Origin of the sequence: uncultured Caulobacter sp. (genome assembly GCF_947036865.1) — a bacterium.
Lineage (GTDB): Bacteria > Pseudomonadota > Alphaproteobacteria > Caulobacterales > Caulobacteraceae > Caulobacter.
The window spans coordinates 1-16,148 of sequence record NZ_CAMQSF010000031.1 but is presented as its reverse complement, the minus strand read 5'-3'; the positions used below and the strand labels follow the sequence as shown (position 1 = coordinate 16,148).

The following is a 16,148-nucleotide window of genomic DNA, read 5'->3' as shown; positions in this document are numbered from 1 at the left end:
CTGATGGGAACAGCTCGGAGTTCCTGGCCCACATCTCGGCGCATTTCCATCTGGGCCCCGGCATTCGCCGGGGAGAACGGAAGAATAACTTAACCCTCCAGAGCCGCGACGCCCGGCAGCGTCTTGCCCTCCATCCATTCCAGGAACGCGCCGCCCGCGGTCGAGACGAAGGTCATCTCGGCCGCGACTCCGGCGTGGTTCAGGGCCGACACCGTATCACCGCCGCCGGCGACCGCCACGATTTTACCCTCGCTGGCGAGCTTTCCGGCATGTTTCGCCGCCGAAACGGTGGCTTCGTCGAAGGGCGGCACCTCGAACACGCCCAGCGGGCCGTTCCAGATCAGGGTGGCGCTCTCGTCCATCGCGGCCAGCAGGCGCTGGGCGCTCTCGGGGCCCGCGTCGAGGATCAGGTCGTCGGCCTGGACCTCGTTGAGTTGACGGACGGCGGTCTCGACGCCCGGCGCGACCTTCTTGGCCACCACGACGTCGACCGGCAGCAGCAGCTCGCAACCGGCGGCCTTGGCCTTGTCCATGATCTCGCGGGCGGTGTCGGCCAGGTCCTTTTCGCAAAGGCTGGCCCCGACATCGTGGCCCTGGGCGAACAGGAAGGTGTTGGCCATGCCGCCGCCGATCGCCAGGCGATCCAGCTTGGCGACCAGGTTGTTCAGGAGGTCGAGCTTGGTCGAGACCTTGGAGCCGCCGACGATGCCGATCACGGGCTTCTTCGGCTTGCCCAGGGCGGCGTCCAGCGCTTCCAGCTCGCGCTGCATCGACAGGCCCGGATAGGCCGGCAGCAGGTGGGCCAGGCCCTCGGTCGAGGCGTGGGCGCGGTGGGCGGCGCTGAAGGCGTCGTTGACATAGACGTCGCCATTGGCGGCCAGGGCCTTGGCGAAGTCGGGATCGTTCTTCTCTTCCCCTGCGTGGAAACGCACGTTCTCCAGCAGGGCGACGCCGCCGTTCTCCAGGGCGTTGACCACTTCAGCGGCGGCCGGGCCCACGCAGTCGCTGGCGAAGGCGACCGGCTGTTCCAGGAGCTTGGACAGCGGCTCGGCCACGAAGGAGAGGCTCATCTCCGGCACGACCTTGCCCTTGGGGCGGTCGAAGTGGGCCAGCAGCACGACCTTGGCGCCCTGCTTGGACAGGTAGGCGATGGTCGGCAGGGCCGCGCGCAGGCGGGTGTCGTCGGCGACCTTGCCGCCGTCGACCGGGACATTGAAGTCCACCCGAACCAGGGCGCGCTTGCCGGCGAGATCGGCGGTGTCGAGGGTGCGGAAGGTCATGATGTCGCCCGTGCGTCGGACCTCGCCCTTCGACAGGCTCAGGGTGAGGTCCAAGAGAAAGTCACAGTAGCCCTCATCCTGAGCCTGTCGAAGGACGAGGGCGGCCCCACCGGGCCAAGGAAAACCCCGCTCCTTGGGAGAGCGGGGTTCAAAGCATTCCTTACAGGAACTTCGCCATCTCGAGCGCCGTGTCGCTCATGCGCGTCGCGAAGCCCCACTCGTTGTCGTACCAGCTCAGCACGCGGGCCAGCTTGCCTTCGATGACTTGCGTCTGGGGCAGGGCGGCGGTCGAGCTGGCGGCGATGTGGTTCAGGTCCGACGAGACCAGCGGGTCCTTGGTCGTGAACAGCACGCCCTTCATCGGGCCGTCGGCGGCGGCCTGCAGGGCGGCGTTGATTTCCTCGATATTGGTCTCGCGGCCGGTCACGACCTTCAGGTCGATGACCGAGACGTTCGGGGTCGGGACGCGGATCGACGAGCCGTCCAGCTTGCCCTTCAGTTCCGGCAGCACCAGGCCCAGGGCCTTGGCCGCGCCGGTCGAGGTCGGGATCATGCTGAGGGCCGCGGCGCGGGCGCGGTAGAGGTCCTTGTGCATGGTGTCCAGCGTCGGCTGGTCGCCCGTGTAGCTGTGGATCGTGGTCATGTAGCCGCGCTCGATGCCGAACAGGTCGTGCAGGACCTTGGCGACCGGGGCGAGGGCGTTGGTGGTGCACGAGCCGTTCGAGACGACGATGTCGTCGGCGGTCAGGGTCTCGTGATTGACCTTGTAGACGATGGTCTTGTCGGCGCCGTCGGCCGGAGCGGACACGAGCACGCGCTTGGCGCCGGCCTTCAGGTGGGCGCTGGCCTTGTCCTTGGCGGTGAAGATGCCGGTGCACTCGAAGGCGATGTCGACGCCCAGGTCCTTGTGCGGCAGCTCTTCCGGATTGCGGATCGCCGTGACCTTGATCTTGCCCAGGCCCACGTCGATCCAGTCCTCGCCCGAGGTGACGGTCCCGGGGAAGCGGCCGTGGACGCTGTCGTAGCGCAGCAGGTGGGCGTTGGTCTCGACCGGACCCAGGTCGTTGATGGCGACGACCTCGATGTCGCGGCGGCCATGCTCGGCGATGGAGCGCAGGACCAGACGTCCGATGCGGCCGAAGCCGTTGATGGCGACGCGAAGAGCCATGGGTCTTTCTCCTGTTGCGGCCGCCCGTCGGGTTCGACCGGCGTTCCCTCGTTGGGCGTGCGTTTTGCGGGGGATAGACACGAAGTCAAGGCCTTAGAAATCGAGACCCGCTTCAGGAATGCTGCTATGGGCAGGGCCTCGCCCCATTGTCGCCCCAGCGGCTGGCCTAGACCGGCTCGTTCTGTATGTTGCGTCGCATGATTGGAAACCGCCGATGATCCCGGCCGACGGTACGGCCCTCGACCTCGCCGTGCGCCGGCTGGAGCGCGCGGTGAGCCAGCTGGAGCAGCGCCTGGCGGCCAAGGCGGCCGAGGCCGCGCGCGTTCCCGCGACGGCGTCCGCCGAGCCTGGCTTGTTCGAGGACGAGGAGCGCGCCCGCCTGCTGGCCGACCTGGAAGCGGCCCGCGAGCGCGAGAAGGCGCTGGAGGAGGCGGGCGAGCAGGCCTCGGTCGCGCTCGGTCGCGCCATCGCCGAGATCCGCGCCGCCCTGGGCGAGGAGGCCGTGGCCAACGACCTTCATCCGTCAACGGACGACGACGAGCTGTTCGACGAGCCCGGCATGGGGGAGCGCTGATCCATGGCCCAGGTGACCATCCAGGTGAACGGTCGGCCCTACATGGTCGGCTGCGAGGACGGCCAGGAGCCGCACCTGACCGAGCTGGCCCGCCTGTTCGACCGCCAGGTCCGCCAGGTCAGCGCCGATGTCGGCCAGCTGGGCGAGACGCGGCTCTTCCTGATGGGCGCCCTGCTGCTGGCCGACGAGCTGTCGGACATGAAGCTGCGCCTGGCCCACGCCAACGCCGAGATCGCCCGCATGCAGCAGGAAGGCACCAAGGCCGAGATCGCGGCGATCCGCGCGCTCGACGCGGCGGCGGAGCGGATCGAGAAGCTGGCGGCGGATTGATCCTCCTCCTGGGCGGAGGCGGCAACTCGGCCTATGCCGCACGAGGCCCCTCGGTCGGTTTCGCCGACAGCTCCCCCAGCAGGGGAGCATCTTAAGGCGTCGCTAGCATTTCCGCTCGCGCGCCCCTATCTTCCTCCACGGCGGGTCTTGCTGTGGCTCTCGTCGAAGATTTCTAATCCCAGGGACCTTAATCGACTCTCTTGGGAGCTGTTCCCTCCCGTGGCCGTGGCCGCGGGAATACGGCGCCCACCTGGCTACCAGGTTCGAGTGGATTGAAACGTCTTCACGGTTCTTCGCGGCGCCGCCACCCTTTTCCTCGCGAACGCGCTATAGGCGAACGATGACCCTCGCCGACCCCGTCGCGGCCAAGACGGCCCTGCGCGTGTTCCTGCGCAACCAGCGCAAGCAGCTGGCCCGCGCGCATCCCGAGGCCGACTGGATGATCGCCGAGGTGGCGCGCGAACCCTTGGCGCGCCGGTTCCCGAACCCGGCCGGCAAGGTCGTCGCGCTCTATCATGGCCTCGGCTCGGAGATTTCGCCGCGCATCCTGGCCGACCACCTGGCCGAGGCCGGCTGGACCCTGGCCCTGCCGGCGGTGGTCGACGCCGACGCCTCGCGCATGGTGTTCCGCGCCTGGGACCGGGAGCGTCCGCTGGTCCACGACGCCATCGGCCTGCGCGCCCCGCCGCCGAGCGCGCCGGTCCTGCTGCCCGATTTGGTCGTGACGCCGGTGCTGGCCTTCCAGGCCGACGGCACGCGGCTGGGGCAGGGCGGCGGCTATTACGATCGCGCCCTGGCCGACCTGAGGGCCCGCAAGCCGGTCTTCGTGCTGGGTCTCGCCTATAGCGGCCAGCGGGTGGAGAATTTGCCGCGCGAGCCGCACGATCAAAGGCTGGACGCCATTCTCACCGAGAAAGAGTATAGGGCCTTCAAAGACATCGGTCGCTAGCGGCCGACTCCATCTTCTTCCTGGGACTTTCGATGCGTTTCGCCTTTTTCGGCGATGTCGTCGGCAAGTCGGGCCGCGATGGCCTGGCCGACCATCTGCCCGATCTCCGCCGCCAGCTCTCCCTCGAGTTCGTGATCGTCAACGCCGAGAACGCCGCCGCCGGCTTCGGCATCACCGAGAACACCGCCCGCGAACTGTTCGAGGCCGGCGCCGACTGCCTGACCCTGGGCAACCACAGCTGGGACCAGCGCGAGGCGCTCACCTATATCGTCCGCGAGCCGCGCCTGATCCGTCCGGCCAACTACCCGATCCTGTCCGACGCCCCGGGGCGGGGCAGCCATCTCTTCCAGACCGACTCGGGCAAGACGATCTATGTCGTCAACCTCTTGGGCCGGGTGCACATGGACGCCATGGACGACCCGTTCGCCGCCGCCGATCGCGAGCTGGACAAGGCGCCGCTGGCCCAGGTGGCCGACGCGGTGGTGGTCGACATGCACTGCGAGGCGACGTCGGAGAAGATGGCCATGGGCCACTATTGCGACGGCCGCGCCTCGCTGGTGGTCGGCACCCACACCCACGTCCCGACCGCCGACTGCCAGATCCTGCCGGGCGGCACGGCCTACCAGACCGACGCCGGCGCCTGCGCCGACTATGACAGCGTGATCGGCAACCAGAAGGAAGAGCCGCTGCGTCGCTTCACCACCAAGATCAGCGGCGGGCGCTACCAGCCCGCCTCGGGTCCGGCCACGGTGTGCGGCGTCTTCGTCGAGACCGACGACCGCACCGGCCTGGCGACGCGGGTCGAGCCGATCCGGGTGGGGGGGCGGCTGCGGCCGCATGTCCCGGAACTCTGAGCGGCTAGGTCAGCGCTTGGGCTTATCGCTCGCCGCTGACGGCGGCGGGTTCGGGCGCGGCGGCGCGGTGCCCCTGGGCATGGGCACGTCGACCTTGAAGACCGGGAAGCTGGAGCCTGGCCATTTCGGGTTGTCCCGCGGCGAGGTCTTCGGGTCCTGGCGGCTCACGGCTTCACCTCTTCCTCGTAGGTGACCTTAAGGTAGCTTCTCGTTTCCTGTTCCGCCAGCGTGGCCAGCTTGGCGTCGGTCTCGAATCCATCCGGGAAGTGTTTGTTCTCGGCTTCCAACACCAGTCTTCGCAGCTTTTGGAGACGCTTGTTGATCTCCTGATCGGTCAGCCGCCCGGCATAGATGTCGGTCCATTCCGCGTCGGCGTCGATCCAGATGATCTCCATGGCCACGGTAAGGTCGCTCGCGGCCCTGTGTAGCTTGGCGAACGGGAAGACCCCCTTAAGGGCGTCGAGTAACTGGGCCGCGGCGATGATGCCGGACCACAGGAGAGGCAGATCGCTCCAGATGACCCAGCCGGCGATAGCGCCGCTCGACCCGATGGCTTTAACAAGTTCGACCGCTTGGACCTGACGCGCGAGGCGGTTGCGGTAGAGCCGCATATAGAGCGCGCCCGCCTTGACCTGTCGGAGTTGCGCCCAATAGAGATCCGGCTGTGGGCTCATCACGGGCGCCTAATCAAGGTTGTATCCTATATCTATATAATCTTGAGTGGATTCAGGCAACGCCGCGGCTTGCGGCTGTCACGATCCGGGTCTCAGATGGCGCTCCCCACCAGACGGAGCTCCCCATGACCGACGCCATCTACACCGCCCACGCCCACGCGGTCGGCGGCCGCAACGGAACGGCCAAGGCCGATGACGGCCATCTCGACGTCAAGCTGGCCTTCCCCAAGTCGATGGGCGGCAGCGGCGACGGCACCAATCCGGAATCGCTGTTCGCGGCCGGTTATTCGGCGTGTTTCCTGGGCGCGCTGGGCCTGGTCGCCCGCAACCAGGGCGTCAAGCTGGGCGAGCACAGCCTCGACGCCGAGGTCGACCTGATCAAGGACGAGACCAGCTTCCACATCGGCGTGCGCCTGACGCTGAACGCCCCGGAGCTGGACCGCGCGACGGCCGAGCAGGTGCTGCACGCCGCCCACGAGGTCTGCCCCTATTCGAAGGCCACGCGGGGCAACGTGAACGTCGAGCTGCGGGTCGCCTGATCGCCTTTCGGCCGGGCGGGGTGACAAAACCCCGCCCCAGGGGCTAAAAGCCCGCCTCCGAAATCGTATCAGAAGCAGAGCCTCCGAATGGCCGGCCACTCGAAATTCAAGAACATCATGCACCGCAAGGGCCGCGCCGACGCCGCGCGGTCTAAGCTGTTCTCCAAGCTGTCGCGGGAAATCACCGTCGCGGCCAAGACCGGCCTGCCCGACCCGGCCATGAACCCGCGCCTGCGCCTGGCGGTGAACAACGCCAAGGCCGAGAGCCTGCCCAAGGACGTCATCGAGCGGGCCATCAAGAAGTCGCAGATGGGCGACGCCGCCGACTATTCGGAAATCCGCTACGAAGGCGTCGCCGCCGGCGGCGTCGGGATCATCGTCGAGGTGCTGACCGACAACAAGAACCGCGCCGCCGCCAATGTCCGCTCCTATTTCACCAAGATGGGCGGCAGCATGGGCGCCACCGGCTCGGTGACCTTCAACTTCGACCGCGTCGGCCAGATCAGCTATCCGGCCAAAACCGCCTCGGAGGACGCCATGATGGAGGCGGCCATCGAGGCCGGCGCCGACGACGTCACCTCGGACATGGACGAGGAAGGCGAGGGCCACACGATCTATACCGCCTTCGAGGACCTGAACGACGTGGCCGCGGCGCTGGAAGCCAAGTTCGGCGCGGCCGCCAACACCAAGATCGCTTGGCGTCCCAAGATGCAGGTGCCGGTCACCGGCGACAGCGTCGCCACCCTGATGAAGCTGCTCGACATGCTGGACGAGGACGACGACGTCCAGGCCGTCTATTCGAACGAAGACATCAGCGACGAAGACCTGGCCAAGCTGGGCTGATTTCCCGGGGGAGGCGTAATCGCCTCCCCTCATTGTTTTCCAAGCGCGAACGCCCGAGGCCCCGGTGACCCCTTCCGCCCCGAACGCCCTGGCCGAGGTCGACCTGCCCGGCCTGCCCAATCACTATCGCGGCAAGGTGCGGGACAATTACGACCTGCCGGACGGCCGCCGGGTGATCGTCGCGTCCGACCGCCTCAGCGCCTTCGACCGGATCCTGTGCGCCGTGCCGTGCAAGGGCCAGGTGCTGACCCAGACCGCGCGCTACTGGTTCGACGTCACGGGCGACATCTGTCCGAACCACGTGCTGGCCTATCCCGACCCGAACGTGCTGATCGGCCGCCGGCTCGCGATGCTGCCGGTCGAGCTGGTCGTGCGCGGCTATCTGGCCGGGACCACCTCGACCTCGATCCTGACGCTCTACAAGGCCGGCCAGCGCCAGATGTACGGGGTCACCCTGCCCGACGGCCTGCGGCCGAACCAGCGCCTGCCCCAGCCGATTCTCACCCCGACCAGCAAGGCGGCGGACGGCGACCACGACGCGCCGCTGTCGCCCGCGCGGATCCTGGAGCAGGGGCTGCTGACCCCCGAGCAGTGGGAGACGCTCAGCGCCCACGCCCTGGCCCTGTTCGCGCGCGGCCAAGCCCTGGCGGCCGAGCGTGGCCTGATCCTGGCCGACACCAAGTACGAGTTCGGCCTCGACGCCGAGGGCCAGATCGTCCTGGCCGACGAGATCCACACCCCCGACAGCAGCCGCTTCTGGAAGGCCGACACCTACCAAGAGCGTTTCGAGGCCGGCGAACGGCCCGACAGCTTCGACAAGGACTTCGTCCGCGCCTGGGTGGCGGCGCGCTGCGATCCTTATGGCGACGCGATCCCAGAGATTCCCGAGGCGCTGATCCGGCAGACGTCGGACGTCTATGTCGAGGCGTTCGAGACCATCACCGGCCAGACCTTCGAGCGTCCGGACCCCAGCGAACCGGTGCTGGACCGCGTACGGCGCAACCTTGAGGCCTATCTGGCCCGATAACACCGCTTCTCGCGGTCGCGGGGCGTGGCTAGACTGCTTCGCATGGTCCTTAGGGTTCACATCGACACCGACTGCGGCGTGGACGACGCCCTGGCGCTGGCCTTGCTGGCGCGCGCGCGTCAGGCGGTCGAGGTGGTGTCCGTCTCGGCCGTGTTCGGCAACACCTATGTCGACCAGGCCGCCGCCAACGCCCGGGGCGTGCTGCGCCTCGCCGGCTGCGGAGCCGAGGTCTATATCGGCGCCGGAGCCGGGCTGGCGCGCCGCCGCGTGGAGCGCATGCGGCCGGCCCACGGCGTCGACGGCCTGAACGGCGCGGGCTTCTCCCAGCGCTGGAAACTGCCGGAGCTGGAGCGCGGCCACTCGGCCAACTTCCTGGCCTTCGCCGCGCGCCGCCGCGTCACCGGCCTGTTCCTGGGACCGCTGACCAATCTGGCCAAGGCGCTGCTCGAGGACCCCGCCGCCTTCCGCCAATGGAAGCCGACCATCGTCGCCGGGGCCTTCGACGTCGAGGGCAAGGCCGCCAGCGGCGCCGACTTCAACAGTTGGAGCGATCCCGAGGCCCTGCAGCGCACGCTGGAGGCGGGGGTCGCGCCGCGCCTGACGCCGCTGGACGCCACCGCCCTGGTCTCGATCACCGAGGCGGATCTGGCCAAGGGCGCGGTCCGCTGCGGCTCGCCGCTGTCCCAGCGCCTGACCAAGGCCGCCGCGCCCTACATCGCCTTTCACGAGCAGGTCTGGGGCGGCGAGGGGTGCCGGCCGCACGACGCCGTCGCCGCCGCCAGCCTGATCGCGCCCGAGCACTTCACCTTCGAGCCCGCGCGCCTGCGCGTCGTCATCGACGGCCCGCGCCAGGGCCGGGTCGAGCGCGTCGACGGCGCGCCCAACGCCGAGGTCTGCGTCGGCGTCGACGTCGCGGCGGTCAAGCGGATGATCCTGGGCGGCTTGTTCGGCGCCAGCGCGGTCGAGGCGGCATGAGCGACGCGGCCATATCGTTCCTGTCCCGGGATCGCGGCGCGGCGTGGCGCGTGGCGCTGCTCTATGCCTGCGCCGTCGCGGCGCCGGTCGTCGCGGGCATGGCGGCGGGGCTGTTCGACAACAATCCGGCGGCGGCCCTGTGGTTCGCGCCGCCGATCTTCCTGATCGCGCTGTGGGGCGGCATGGCGCCGGCCGCGGTCACCATGGTGGTGGCGCTGGCGGCCTTCGACTACTGGGTGGTGCCGCCGCGAAACTCCTTCATGCTGACCAACCTGTCGGACCTTTGGATCCTGGTCGGCCTGGCGCCCTGCGCGGCGATCGCCAGCTACCTCGGCATGCGCCTGCGTCGACAGCTCACGACCATCCGCCGGCATGAGACGCGCAGCGACGCGCTCAGCCTTCTGTCGCACGCGGTGGTCTCCCAAGGCGGCAGCGAGGCGATCTATTTCGCCGCCGCTCAGGCGCTGTCCCGCGCCTACGAAGCCAAGGCCGTGGTCCTGCTGGCCGACGAGCACGGGCTGAAGATGGTCGGCGGCAGCCGCGGCGCGACGCTGGAGGCCGACGATTTCCGCGCCGCCGATTGGGCCCTGGCCAACAATGTCCCGGCGGGCCTGGCCTCCGAGGCGGGCGGCCGCAGCCGCTACGACTTCTGGCCGCTCAGCATCCCCGGCCAGTCGATCGTCCTGGGCGTCGAGCGCAAGGCGGGCGGCTCCGAGGAAGGCCTTCGCGACGGGGTGGTGGAGCTGGTCGGCGGCTATCTCCTGGCCTCGTCGCCGCCGCCGCGCAAGCTGCACCTCGTCCGCTAAGGTCAGTGCGGCTGGCCCCACTGGGCCGCGCGTTCGCGCACCAGGTCGCGCATGAACTGGTCGAGATCGGCGAGGCGCTGGTCCATCTCCGCGACCGGCACGCCGTTCCAGACCGCGTGGTCATAGGCCGACCGCGCCGCGCGCAGGTCCTCGCCCGCCTGGTATTTCTCGGTGATGTAGAGCGTCTCGAGCAGCTTGGTGGGGCGTTCGACCTTCTGATGTTTCATCGACCAGTAGCCGACCATGTACTCGGTCATGATCCCGTCGTTGGACGTGCTGACCATTGTCCGTCTCCCTAACGCGACACTGGCGGGGAGATAAGGCAGGCGCGGCGGTCTTCAATGGCCGCCGGCGATCTTCCACGCGATCTCGAAGGCTTCGGCGGTGATCGGCGTCAGGGTCAGCCGCTCGTCGCCGTCCTCGATCGCGTGGCCGGCCAGAAGAAGGGCGGCCGACTCGTGGAAGGAGCCGTCCACCAGGCTGGCCACGCCCTGTTCGAGCGCCGACTCCCGCCGCCTTTGGCCGTCGGCGAAGACGTCGATGAGGCGCGGCACGGCTCCGCCGCCGTCGACCTCGTAGAAGATCGCCACCGGCTCCTCGTTCGGCCGATGGCGCCAGTCGCAGCGATAATGGGAGACGATCATGCGCGCGGTTTCACACCCTTGGCCGCCGCCGCGCAAGGCAGCCGGCGTTTACCGAGCATTAGGCATGGCGGGGGCTTTTCCTTGGCGACGGAAGCGACGAGAGTGCGAGAACACATGATGAACGCGATTCGCATCCTCGGCCTCGATCCAGGCCTCCGTCGCACCGGCTGGGGCGTCGTCGCCGTGCAGGGCGCGCGGGTCAGCCACGTGGCGCACGGCGTCATCGTCCCGGACGAGAAGGCCCCGTTCGCCGACCGGCTGCTGACCCTGTTCGACGGCGTCTGCGCCGTGATCGAGCAGCACCGCCCCGACGAGGCGGCGGTCGAGGAGACCTTCGTCAACACCAACGCCCAGTCGACCCTGAAGCTGGGCCACGCCCGCGCCGCGGCGATGATCGCGCCGGCCCGCGCCGGCCTGATCGTGGCCGAATATTCCGCGCCCGTGGTCAAGAAGGCGGTGGTCGGCACCGGCTCGGCCGACAAGGCCCAGGTCGCCTTCATGATCGCGCGCCTGCTGCCCAGCGCGGGTTCGCCGACCGCCGACGCCGCCGACGCCCTGGCCGTGGCCATCGCCCACGCCCACGCCCGCACCGCGCGGAACCTGTCGATCCGGGGGGCGGCATGATCGGACGTCTCAGAGGCGCCGTCGCCGAGGTCGGCGAGGAAGAAGCCCTGATCGACGTGATGGGCGTCGGCTATCTGGTCCGCTGCGGCCAACGCACCCTGCAGCGTCTTCCCGCGCTGGGCGAGGAGACCCTGATCCATGTCGAGAGCCAGTGGAGCGAGAGCCAGGGCCTTCGGCTCTACGGCTTTCTGACCCGCGAGGATCGCCGAGCCTTTGTCCTGTTGCAGGCGATCCAGGGCGTGGGACCCAAGGCGGCCATGGCGGTGCTGGACGTGCTCTCGCCGGCCGAGCTGGCCAGCGCCGTCGCCCGCGAGGACAAGGCCGCCGTCGGCCGCGCCAACGGGGTGGGCCCCAAGCTCGCCTTGCGGATCGTCACCGAGCTGAAGGACAAGCCGATCACCGACGGGCCGGTGCTGATGACCGCGCCGACCTCGGCCTCGGCGCCGTCGGCCGCCGCCAAGCCCGCCCCGACCGGCGACGCCGTCGCGGCGCTGATGGGCCTGGGCGTGGCCGAGGTGAACGCCCGCCGCGTCGTCGAGGCCGCCGCCGATCGCCTGGGCGAGGCCGCGACGGTCCAGGCTCTGATCAAGGCCGGCCTGCAGGAGCTTGGGCGATGAGGGCTGTTCAGAGCCCTTCCCCCTCGATGGGGGAAGGGTTGGGATGGGGGAGTCTCGGCGCCGGCCGGACGGGCCGCCGCCAGCCGAACCGTCCTGGTCACCCCCATCCCCAGCCCTTCCCCCCTCAAGGGGAAAGGGGGAGGTTCATGCGATGACGCGGATTATTTCCGGCGAAGCGCAGTTCGGCGACCAGGTTCCGGCCGCCGACCGCGCCCTGCGCCCCCAGACCCTCGCCGAGTTCGTCGGCCAGGAGCAGGCCAAGGGCAATCTGAAGATCTTCATCGAGGCGGCCAAGGGGCGCGGCGAGGCGCTGGACCACGTGCTGCTGTTCGGGCCCCCGGGCCTGGGCAAGACCACCCTGGCCCAGATCGTCGCCCGCGAGCTGGGCGTGAACTTCCGCGCCACCTCCGGCCCGGTGCTGAACAAGCCTGGCGATCTGGCGGCCATCCTGACCAATCTGGAAGCCAACGACGTCCTGTTCATCGACGAGATCCACCGATTGTCCTCGAACGTCGAGGAGATCCTCTATCCGGCGATGGAGGATCACGTCCTGGACCTGGTGATCGGCGAGGGGCCCTCGGCGCGCTCGATCCGCATCGACCTGGCGCCCTTCACCCTGGTGGCCGCGACCACGCGGGCGGGCATGCTGGCCACGCCCTTGCGCGATCGTTTCGGCATTCCGATCCGGCTGGAATTCTACACGCCCGCCGAGCTGCGCCACGTGCTGCTGCACGCCGCCCGCAAGATGGGCGCGCCGCTGTCGGACGACGGGGCCGACGAGATCGCCAAGCGCGCGCGGGGCACGCCGCGCGTCGCCGGCCGCCTGCTGCGCCGGGTCCGCGACTTCGCCGCCGCCGACGGCGCGAGCCTCATCGACCGCAAGGCCGCGGGCCTTGCCCTGGCGCGGCTTGAAGTCGACGAGAGCGGCCTCGACAGCCTGGATCGCCGCTATCTGCGGGCGATGATCGAGCACTATGGCGGCGGCCCCGTCGGGGTCGAGACCATCGCCTACGCCATCGCCGAGGCCCGCGACGCGGTCGAGGATGTCATCGAGCCCTATCTGATGCAGCAGGGCTTCATCCAGCGCACCCCGCGCGGCCGCATGGCCTGCGGCAAGGCCTATCTGCACCTGGGCCTCACGCCCCCCGCCGCGCCGCCGGGCCAGGCGCAGGGCGGTCTTTTCGACGAATAGCTTTCGGATTCGACGAGGGGTCTGGGCTAGGCGCGACCGCCGCTCGCCCTAGGGTGCGGGCCTCTCCTAGCCTCCAACTCGCGATCAAGGTCATGCCGTCCGCTTACCGCTTTCCGTCCCTTCAGGTGCTGCTCACGCTTGTCGCGTCCATCCTGGCGATCCGGGCCGCCGGCGGCTCCGGAAACGCCATGGTCCTGCAGGGAGGCGCGGGCCTGGTGGGCGCGTTGGTCGCCTGGGGCGTCGCGGTCCGGGCCGGGACGCCGGGAAGGCTCGCGCGCTGGGCCGTGCCGGGGCTCGCCCTGGCGGTGGAGGCCTATGTCCTGACCGCCGGCGTCTCGATGGAGGGCGTGCGGCGATGGATCGCGCTGGGGCCGGTCCAATTGCACGCGGCCTCGCTGCTGGTCCCGCTGGCGATCTGGGCGACGGCCGGCCGGCTGGAGCCGATCGCCGCGGCGATGCTGGCGGGCCTGATGGTGGTCCTGGCGCTCCAGCCTGACGCCGCCTCGGTGCTGGCCCTGACCCTCGGCGTGGCGGTGGGCCTCGTCGACCGGTCGCGGGCGCCCCGACTTGTCGCCGCCTTGACCGCGCTGGGCCTCGCCTGCGCCGGCTACGCGTTCTCGCGCCACGATCCCCTGCCGGCCGTCGCCCACGTCGAGCGGGTGATCCCGAACGCCTTCGCCGCGTCGCCGCCGGTCGGAATTTTCGCGGCCCTCGCCTTGGCGGCCCTGCCGCTGGCCATGCTCTGGACGCGCCGGTCCCTCGAAAGCGCGGCGCTCGCCGCCGTCTGGCTCGGCTTTCTCCTGGCCAACCTCATCGCCAACTACCCCGCCCCGGTGATCGGCGCGGGCGCGGCCCCGGTGATCGGGTGGCTGTTGTCGATCGGCCTGGCGCTCGGGCGAGGCCGCGAGAACGTCTTGAGGGCTGACGATCCCGTTCCCACGGGCTAAGCAGTCCCTCATGACGACCCCGCCCGAACCGACCGCTGGCGTGTTCCATGGCCGCGAGCACCAGCTGCCTGTCCGCATCTACTACGAGGACACCGACTTCACGGGGATCGTCTATCACGCCAACTATCTGCGCTATCTGGAGCGGGGGCGCAGCGACTTCTTCCGGATGGTCGGCATTTCGCACAGCGCGCTCGCCGAGCAGGACACCGGCTTCGCGGTGATCCGCATGGAGCTGGATTTCAAGCGCGCCGCGCGGATCGACGACGCCCTGGTCGTACGGACCCTCTACGAGCGCGTCGAGGGCGTCCGGCTGCACGTCAGCCAGAGGATCACGCGCGGCGAGGAGCTGATCCTGGAGGCCAAGGCGATCGCGGTCTGCATCAGCCTGTCGGGGCGGCCGCGCCGGCCGACGCCCGAGATGACGGCCAAGCTGGCGCCCTGGCTGGCCGCCGGCGACTAGATCCCAGCGTTTTTCGGGATCGCTCGGCGATTGTCATAGTTTCACCCAAGCGCCGCTTCATGCCATACGGCGCTCATCTGTTCTGATCAGACGCCCCAACGGAGCCCAACCCCGCATGGACGCCTCGGCCGCCGCCCCGAATTTCTCGTTCTTCACGCTGTTCATGCAGGCCGACTGGGTCGTCAAGGGCGTGATGATCGGCCTGATCCTGGCCTCGCTGGGCTCTTGGGCCGTGATTCTGGACAAGCTGTTCCGCTTCTCCAGCCTGAACCGCGCCGCCGACCGCTTCGAGGAGCAGGTCAGCGGCGGGCGCTCGCTGGAGGACGTCGCGGGCGAGGCCGGCGCCAATCCGCGCCACGCCCTGCCGCGCATGCTGCAGGCGGCGCTGAAGGAGTGGCGCGACGCCAAGGCCAAGGGCGCGATGAGCGAGACCCAGGCCGGCTTCCTGATCGCCCGCATCGACCGCATCCTGGACACCACGATCGCCCGCGAGACCAGCAAGGTCGAGGAAGGCCTCGGCAGCCTGGCCATCGTCGCCACGGCCAGCCCGTTCATCGGCCTGTTCGGCACGGTCTGGGGCATCATGCACGCCTTCCAGAACATCGCGATCTCGAAGAACACCTCGCTGGCGGTGGTCGCGCCCTCGATCGCCGAGGCCCTGTTCGCCACGGCCGTCGGCCTGATCGCCGCCATCCCGGCCTATATCGCCTACAACAAGTTCTCGACCGACGCGGGCAAGTACGCCGGCCGCCTGGAAGGCTTCGCCGACGACCTGTCGACCGCTATCCAGCGTCGCCTGGCGGACCGGGTCTAGTCCGATGGCGATGTCGTCGAACGACGCGTTTTCCACGGGCTCCCGCCGGGGCCGCCGTCGGCGCGGCCGCCGCTCGCGCGGGGCGCTGTCCGAGATCAACGTCACCCCGCTGGTCGACGTGATGCTGGTGCTGCTGATCATCTTCATGATCAGCGCCCCGCTGTTGACCGCCGGCGTGCCGCTGGAGCTGCCCAAGACCGAGGCCGCGGCCCTGCAGAACCAGGACGAGCCGATCACCGTGTCGATCCGCAAGGACGGCCAGATCTTCGTCGGCGAGACCCAGATCCCGTTCGAGAACCTGGCCCCGCGCCTTTCGGCGCTCGCCGGCCGGGGCTACGACAAGCCGATCTTCGTGCGCGCCGATGGCGGCGCGACCTATCAGGTCGTCGCCCAGGTGATGGCCGGCCTGTCCAACGCCGGCTTCTCGAAGATCAATCTGATCACCGAGACGGGCGGTCCCTCGTCCGGGGCGGCGCCGAAGGACGCCGAGCCGGAGGGCTCGAGCGGCCTGCGGCCGGCGCAGTAGGGGCGGTATGAGCGTTCGCCGCGACCAGACGATCTCGCCGGGCCTTCTGGGCTCGATCGCGCTGCACGGGGCGGTGGCGGCGCTGATCGTGTTCGGCCTGCCGTGGACGTCGTCCAAGCCGATCACCATCGGCGAGTCGGTGCCGGTGACCATCGTCGCCAAGGGGCCGACCAATGTCCGCCCGGCCGTCGAGGCGCCCGAGGAGCAGACGGCCCAGACCCCCGAGCCGACGCCCGAGGAGCGCGAGGCCCTGCGCCGTGAGGAGGCCCAGCGCGAGGCCCTGCGGCGCGAGGCGCAGAAGCAGG

General features: G+C 69.5%; 22 protein-coding genes and 1 pseudogene. 17 read left to right on the top strand and 6 right to left on the bottom strand.

Features of this window, described 5'->3' with window-relative positions:
* Window positions 1-89: 89 nt before the first annotated feature.
* Together pgk and gap are read right to left on the bottom strand one after the other, a co-directional pair.
* Window positions 90-1,280, bottom strand: a complete 1,191-nt coding sequence (pgk, locus tag Q0V34_RS15230; protein WP_297513426.1) for a phosphoglycerate kinase — start codon at window positions 1,278-1,280, stop codon at window positions 90-92.
* A gap of 160 nt (window positions 1,281-1,440) precedes the next feature.
* On the bottom strand, window positions 1,441-2,448 hold the full coding sequence (gap, locus tag Q0V34_RS15225; RefSeq protein WP_297513355.1) for a type I glyceraldehyde-3-phosphate dehydrogenase: 1,008 nt from the start codon (window positions 2,446-2,448) through the stop codon (window positions 1,441-1,443).
* A 214-nt stretch (window positions 2,449-2,662) separates the two neighbouring features.
* Between gap and Q0V34_RS15220 the strand changes: the two genes are divergently transcribed.
* From Q0V34_RS15220 to Q0V34_RS15205, 4 genes are all read left to right on the top strand, one after another.
* Window positions 2,663-3,022, top strand: a complete 360-nt coding sequence (locus Q0V34_RS15220; RefSeq protein ID WP_297513353.1) for a DUF4164 family protein — start codon at window positions 2,663-2,665, stop codon at window positions 3,020-3,022.
* A gap of 3 nt (window positions 3,023-3,025) precedes the next feature.
* Window positions 3,026-3,352, top strand: coding sequence for a cell division protein ZapA (locus Q0V34_RS15215; protein WP_297513351.1), 327 nt, complete (start codon window positions 3,026-3,028; stop codon window positions 3,350-3,352).
* Between the two features lie 340 nt (window positions 3,353-3,692).
* Complete coding sequence (locus Q0V34_RS15210; protein ID WP_297513349.1) at window positions 3,693-4,301, top strand: 5-formyltetrahydrofolate cyclo-ligase; 609 nt, start codon at window positions 3,693-3,695, stop codon at window positions 4,299-4,301.
* Window positions 4,302-4,321: 20 nt separating this feature from the next.
* Window positions 4,322-5,155 (top strand): TIGR00282 family metallophosphoesterase, encoded by an 834-nt coding sequence (locus Q0V34_RS15205; RefSeq protein WP_297513424.1) that lies wholly within the window; start codon window positions 4,322-4,324, stop codon window positions 5,153-5,155.
* Between the two features lie 9 nt (window positions 5,156-5,164).
* Here the strand turns inward: Q0V34_RS15205 and Q0V34_RS15200 are convergent, their stop codons facing one another.
* Window positions 5,165-5,323 (bottom strand): hypothetical protein, encoded by a 159-nt coding sequence (locus tag Q0V34_RS15200; RefSeq protein WP_297513347.1) that lies wholly within the window; start codon window positions 5,321-5,323, stop codon window positions 5,165-5,167.
* Window positions 5,320-5,829, bottom strand: a complete 510-nt coding sequence (locus tag Q0V34_RS15195; RefSeq protein ID WP_297513345.1) for a hypothetical protein — start codon at window positions 5,827-5,829, stop codon at window positions 5,320-5,322. Before Q0V34_RS15195 ends, Q0V34_RS15200 begins: the two co-directional genes overlap by 4 nt.
* Window positions 5,830-5,954: 125 nt before the next feature.
* Between Q0V34_RS15195 and Q0V34_RS15190 the strand changes: the two genes are divergently transcribed.
* The 5 genes from Q0V34_RS15190 to Q0V34_RS15170 all read left to right on the top strand — a co-directional run bounded on the left by Q0V34_RS15190 (window position 5,955) and on the right by Q0V34_RS15170 (window position 10,019).
* A complete protein-coding gene (locus Q0V34_RS15190) occupies window positions 5,955-6,368 on the top strand; it encodes an organic hydroperoxide resistance protein (protein ID WP_297513343.1) in 414 nt (137 codons plus the stop codon).
* 87 nt (window positions 6,369-6,455) lie between these two features.
* Window positions 6,456-7,211 carry a YebC/PmpR family DNA-binding transcriptional regulator gene (locus Q0V34_RS15185; RefSeq protein ID WP_297513341.1) on the top strand — a complete coding sequence of 252 codons (756 nt, stop codon included), beginning with the start codon at window positions 6,456-6,458 and terminating at the stop codon, window positions 7,209-7,211.
* A gap of 64 nt (window positions 7,212-7,275) precedes the next feature.
* Window positions 7,276-8,238 (top strand): phosphoribosylaminoimidazolesuccinocarboxamide synthase, encoded by a 963-nt coding sequence (locus tag Q0V34_RS15180; RefSeq protein WP_297513339.1) that lies wholly within the window; start codon window positions 7,276-7,278, stop codon window positions 8,236-8,238.
* Between the two features lie 42 nt (window positions 8,239-8,280).
* A complete protein-coding gene (locus Q0V34_RS15175) occupies window positions 8,281-9,213 on the top strand; it encodes a nucleoside hydrolase (protein WP_297513337.1) in 933 nt (310 codons plus the stop codon).
* Window positions 9,210-10,019: a DUF4118 domain-containing protein gene (locus tag Q0V34_RS15170; protein WP_297513334.1), complete on the top strand. Its 810-nt coding sequence runs from the start codon at window positions 9,210-9,212 to the stop codon at window positions 10,017-10,019. The genes Q0V34_RS15175 and Q0V34_RS15170 overlap by 4 nt, the downstream gene beginning before the upstream one ends.
* Window positions 10,020-10,021: 2 nt before the next feature.
* On the opposite strand, the gene Q0V34_RS15165 is transcribed toward Q0V34_RS15170, so the two are convergent.
* Together Q0V34_RS15165 and Q0V34_RS15160 are read right to left on the bottom strand one after the other, a co-directional pair.
* Complete coding sequence (locus Q0V34_RS15165) at window positions 10,022-10,303, bottom strand: hypothetical protein (RefSeq protein WP_297513332.1); 282 nt, start codon at window positions 10,301-10,303, stop codon at window positions 10,022-10,024.
* Window positions 10,304-10,357: 54 nt separating this feature from the next.
* Window positions 10,358-10,663, bottom strand: a complete 306-nt coding sequence (locus tag Q0V34_RS15160; protein WP_297513330.1) for a hypothetical protein — start codon at window positions 10,661-10,663, stop codon at window positions 10,358-10,360.
* Between the two features lie 102 nt (window positions 10,664-10,765).
* Here Q0V34_RS15160 and ruvC point away from each other — a divergent pair, with 102 nt between their 5' ends.
* The 8 genes and pseudogenes from ruvC to Q0V34_RS15120 form a co-directional block, all read left to right on the top strand.
* Window positions 10,766-11,287, top strand: coding sequence for a crossover junction endodeoxyribonuclease RuvC (gene ruvC / locus Q0V34_RS15155; protein ID WP_297513328.1), 522 nt, complete (start codon window positions 10,766-10,768; stop codon window positions 11,285-11,287).
* Window positions 11,284-11,904 (top strand): Holliday junction branch migration protein RuvA, encoded by a 621-nt coding sequence (ruvA, locus tag Q0V34_RS15150; protein ID WP_297513326.1) that lies wholly within the window; start codon window positions 11,284-11,286, stop codon window positions 11,902-11,904. Before ruvC ends, ruvA begins: the two co-directional genes overlap by 4 nt.
* Before the next feature lie 151 nt (window positions 11,905-12,055).
* Window positions 12,056-13,096: a Holliday junction branch migration DNA helicase RuvB gene (gene ruvB / locus Q0V34_RS15145; protein ID WP_297513324.1), complete on the top strand. Its 1,041-nt coding sequence runs from the start codon at window positions 12,056-12,058 to the stop codon at window positions 13,094-13,096.
* Between the two features lie 92 nt (window positions 13,097-13,188).
* Window positions 13,189-14,043, top strand: a complete 855-nt coding sequence (locus Q0V34_RS15140; protein ID WP_297513322.1) for an FtsW/RodA/SpoVE family cell cycle protein — start codon at window positions 13,189-13,191, stop codon at window positions 14,041-14,043.
* Window positions 14,044-14,053: 10 nt separating this feature from the next.
* Entirely contained in the window at window positions 14,054-14,503 is a 450-nt protein-coding gene (gene ybgC / locus Q0V34_RS15135) for a tol-pal system-associated acyl-CoA thioesterase (RefSeq protein WP_297513319.1), read from the top strand.
* A gap of 115 nt (window positions 14,504-14,618) precedes the next feature.
* The gene (gene tolQ, locus Q0V34_RS15130; protein WP_297513317.1) at window positions 14,619-15,317 is read left to right on the top strand and encodes a protein TolQ; all 699 of its coding nucleotides are present in this window, start codon (window positions 14,619-14,621) and stop codon (window positions 15,315-15,317) included.
* Window positions 15,318-15,321: 4 nt separating this feature from the next.
* Window positions 15,322-15,843 (top strand): biopolymer transporter ExbD, encoded by a 522-nt coding sequence (locus tag Q0V34_RS15125; protein WP_297513315.1) that lies wholly within the window; start codon window positions 15,322-15,324, stop codon window positions 15,841-15,843.
* A 7-nt stretch (window positions 15,844-15,850) separates the two neighbouring features.
* Window positions 15,851-16,148 (top strand): annotated as a pseudogene (locus Q0V34_RS15120) (hypothetical protein); the annotation flags it as partial.

What these genes read in the sequence shown, in the direction of transcription:
- Q0V34_RS15185 (WP_297513341.1), top strand. Translation starts at nt 6,456, where the DNA reads ATGGCCGGCCACTCGAAATTCAAGAACATCATGCACCGCAAGGGCCGC.
- Q0V34_RS15190 (WP_297513343.1), top strand. Translation starts at nt 5,955, where the DNA reads ATGACCGACGCCATCTACACCGCCCACGCCCACGCGGTCGGCGGCCGC.
- Q0V34_RS15125 (WP_297513315.1), top strand. Translation starts at nt 15,322, where the DNA reads ATGGCGATGTCGTCGAACGACGCGTTTTCCACGGGCTCCCGCCGGGGC.
- ruvB (WP_297513324.1), top strand. Translation starts at nt 12,056, where the DNA reads ATGACGCGGATTATTTCCGGCGAAGCGCAGTTCGGCGACCAGGTTCCG.
- Q0V34_RS15165 (WP_297513332.1), bottom strand. Translation starts at nt 10,303, where the DNA reads ATGGTCAGCACGTCCAACGACGGGATCATGACCGAGTACATGGTCGGC.
- Q0V34_RS15220 (WP_297513353.1), top strand. Translation starts at nt 2,663, where the DNA reads ATGATCCCGGCCGACGGTACGGCCCTCGACCTCGCCGTGCGCCGGCTG.
- Q0V34_RS15175 (WP_297513337.1), top strand. Translation starts at nt 8,281, where the DNA reads ATGGTCCTTAGGGTTCACATCGACACCGACTGCGGCGTGGACGACGCC.
- ruvA (WP_297513326.1), top strand. Translation starts at nt 11,284, where the DNA reads ATGATCGGACGTCTCAGAGGCGCCGTCGCCGAGGTCGGCGAGGAAGAA.
- Q0V34_RS15140 (WP_297513322.1), top strand. Translation starts at nt 13,189, where the DNA reads ATGCCGTCCGCTTACCGCTTTCCGTCCCTTCAGGTGCTGCTCACGCTT.
- Q0V34_RS15215 (WP_297513351.1), top strand. Translation starts at nt 3,026, where the DNA reads ATGGCCCAGGTGACCATCCAGGTGAACGGTCGGCCCTACATGGTCGGC.
- ybgC (WP_297513319.1), top strand. Translation starts at nt 14,054, where the DNA reads ATGACGACCCCGCCCGAACCGACCGCTGGCGTGTTCCATGGCCGCGAG.
- Q0V34_RS15195 (WP_297513345.1), bottom strand. Translation starts at nt 5,829, where the DNA reads ATGAGCCCACAGCCGGATCTCTATTGGGCGCAACTCCGACAGGTCAAG.
- tolQ (WP_297513317.1), top strand. Translation starts at nt 14,619, where the DNA reads ATGGACGCCTCGGCCGCCGCCCCGAATTTCTCGTTCTTCACGCTGTTC.
- Q0V34_RS15210 (WP_297513349.1), top strand. Translation starts at nt 3,693, where the DNA reads ATGACCCTCGCCGACCCCGTCGCGGCCAAGACGGCCCTGCGCGTGTTC.
- pgk (WP_297513426.1), bottom strand. Translation starts at nt 1,280, where the DNA reads ATGACCTTCCGCACCCTCGACACCGCCGATCTCGCCGGCAAGCGCGCC.
- Q0V34_RS15170 (WP_297513334.1), top strand. Translation starts at nt 9,210, where the DNA reads ATGAGCGACGCGGCCATATCGTTCCTGTCCCGGGATCGCGGCGCGGCG.
- Q0V34_RS15160 (WP_297513330.1), bottom strand. Translation starts at nt 10,663, where the DNA reads ATGATCGTCTCCCATTATCGCTGCGACTGGCGCCATCGGCCGAACGAG.
- gap (WP_297513355.1), bottom strand. Translation starts at nt 2,448, where the DNA reads ATGGCTCTTCGCGTCGCCATCAACGGCTTCGGCCGCATCGGACGTCTG.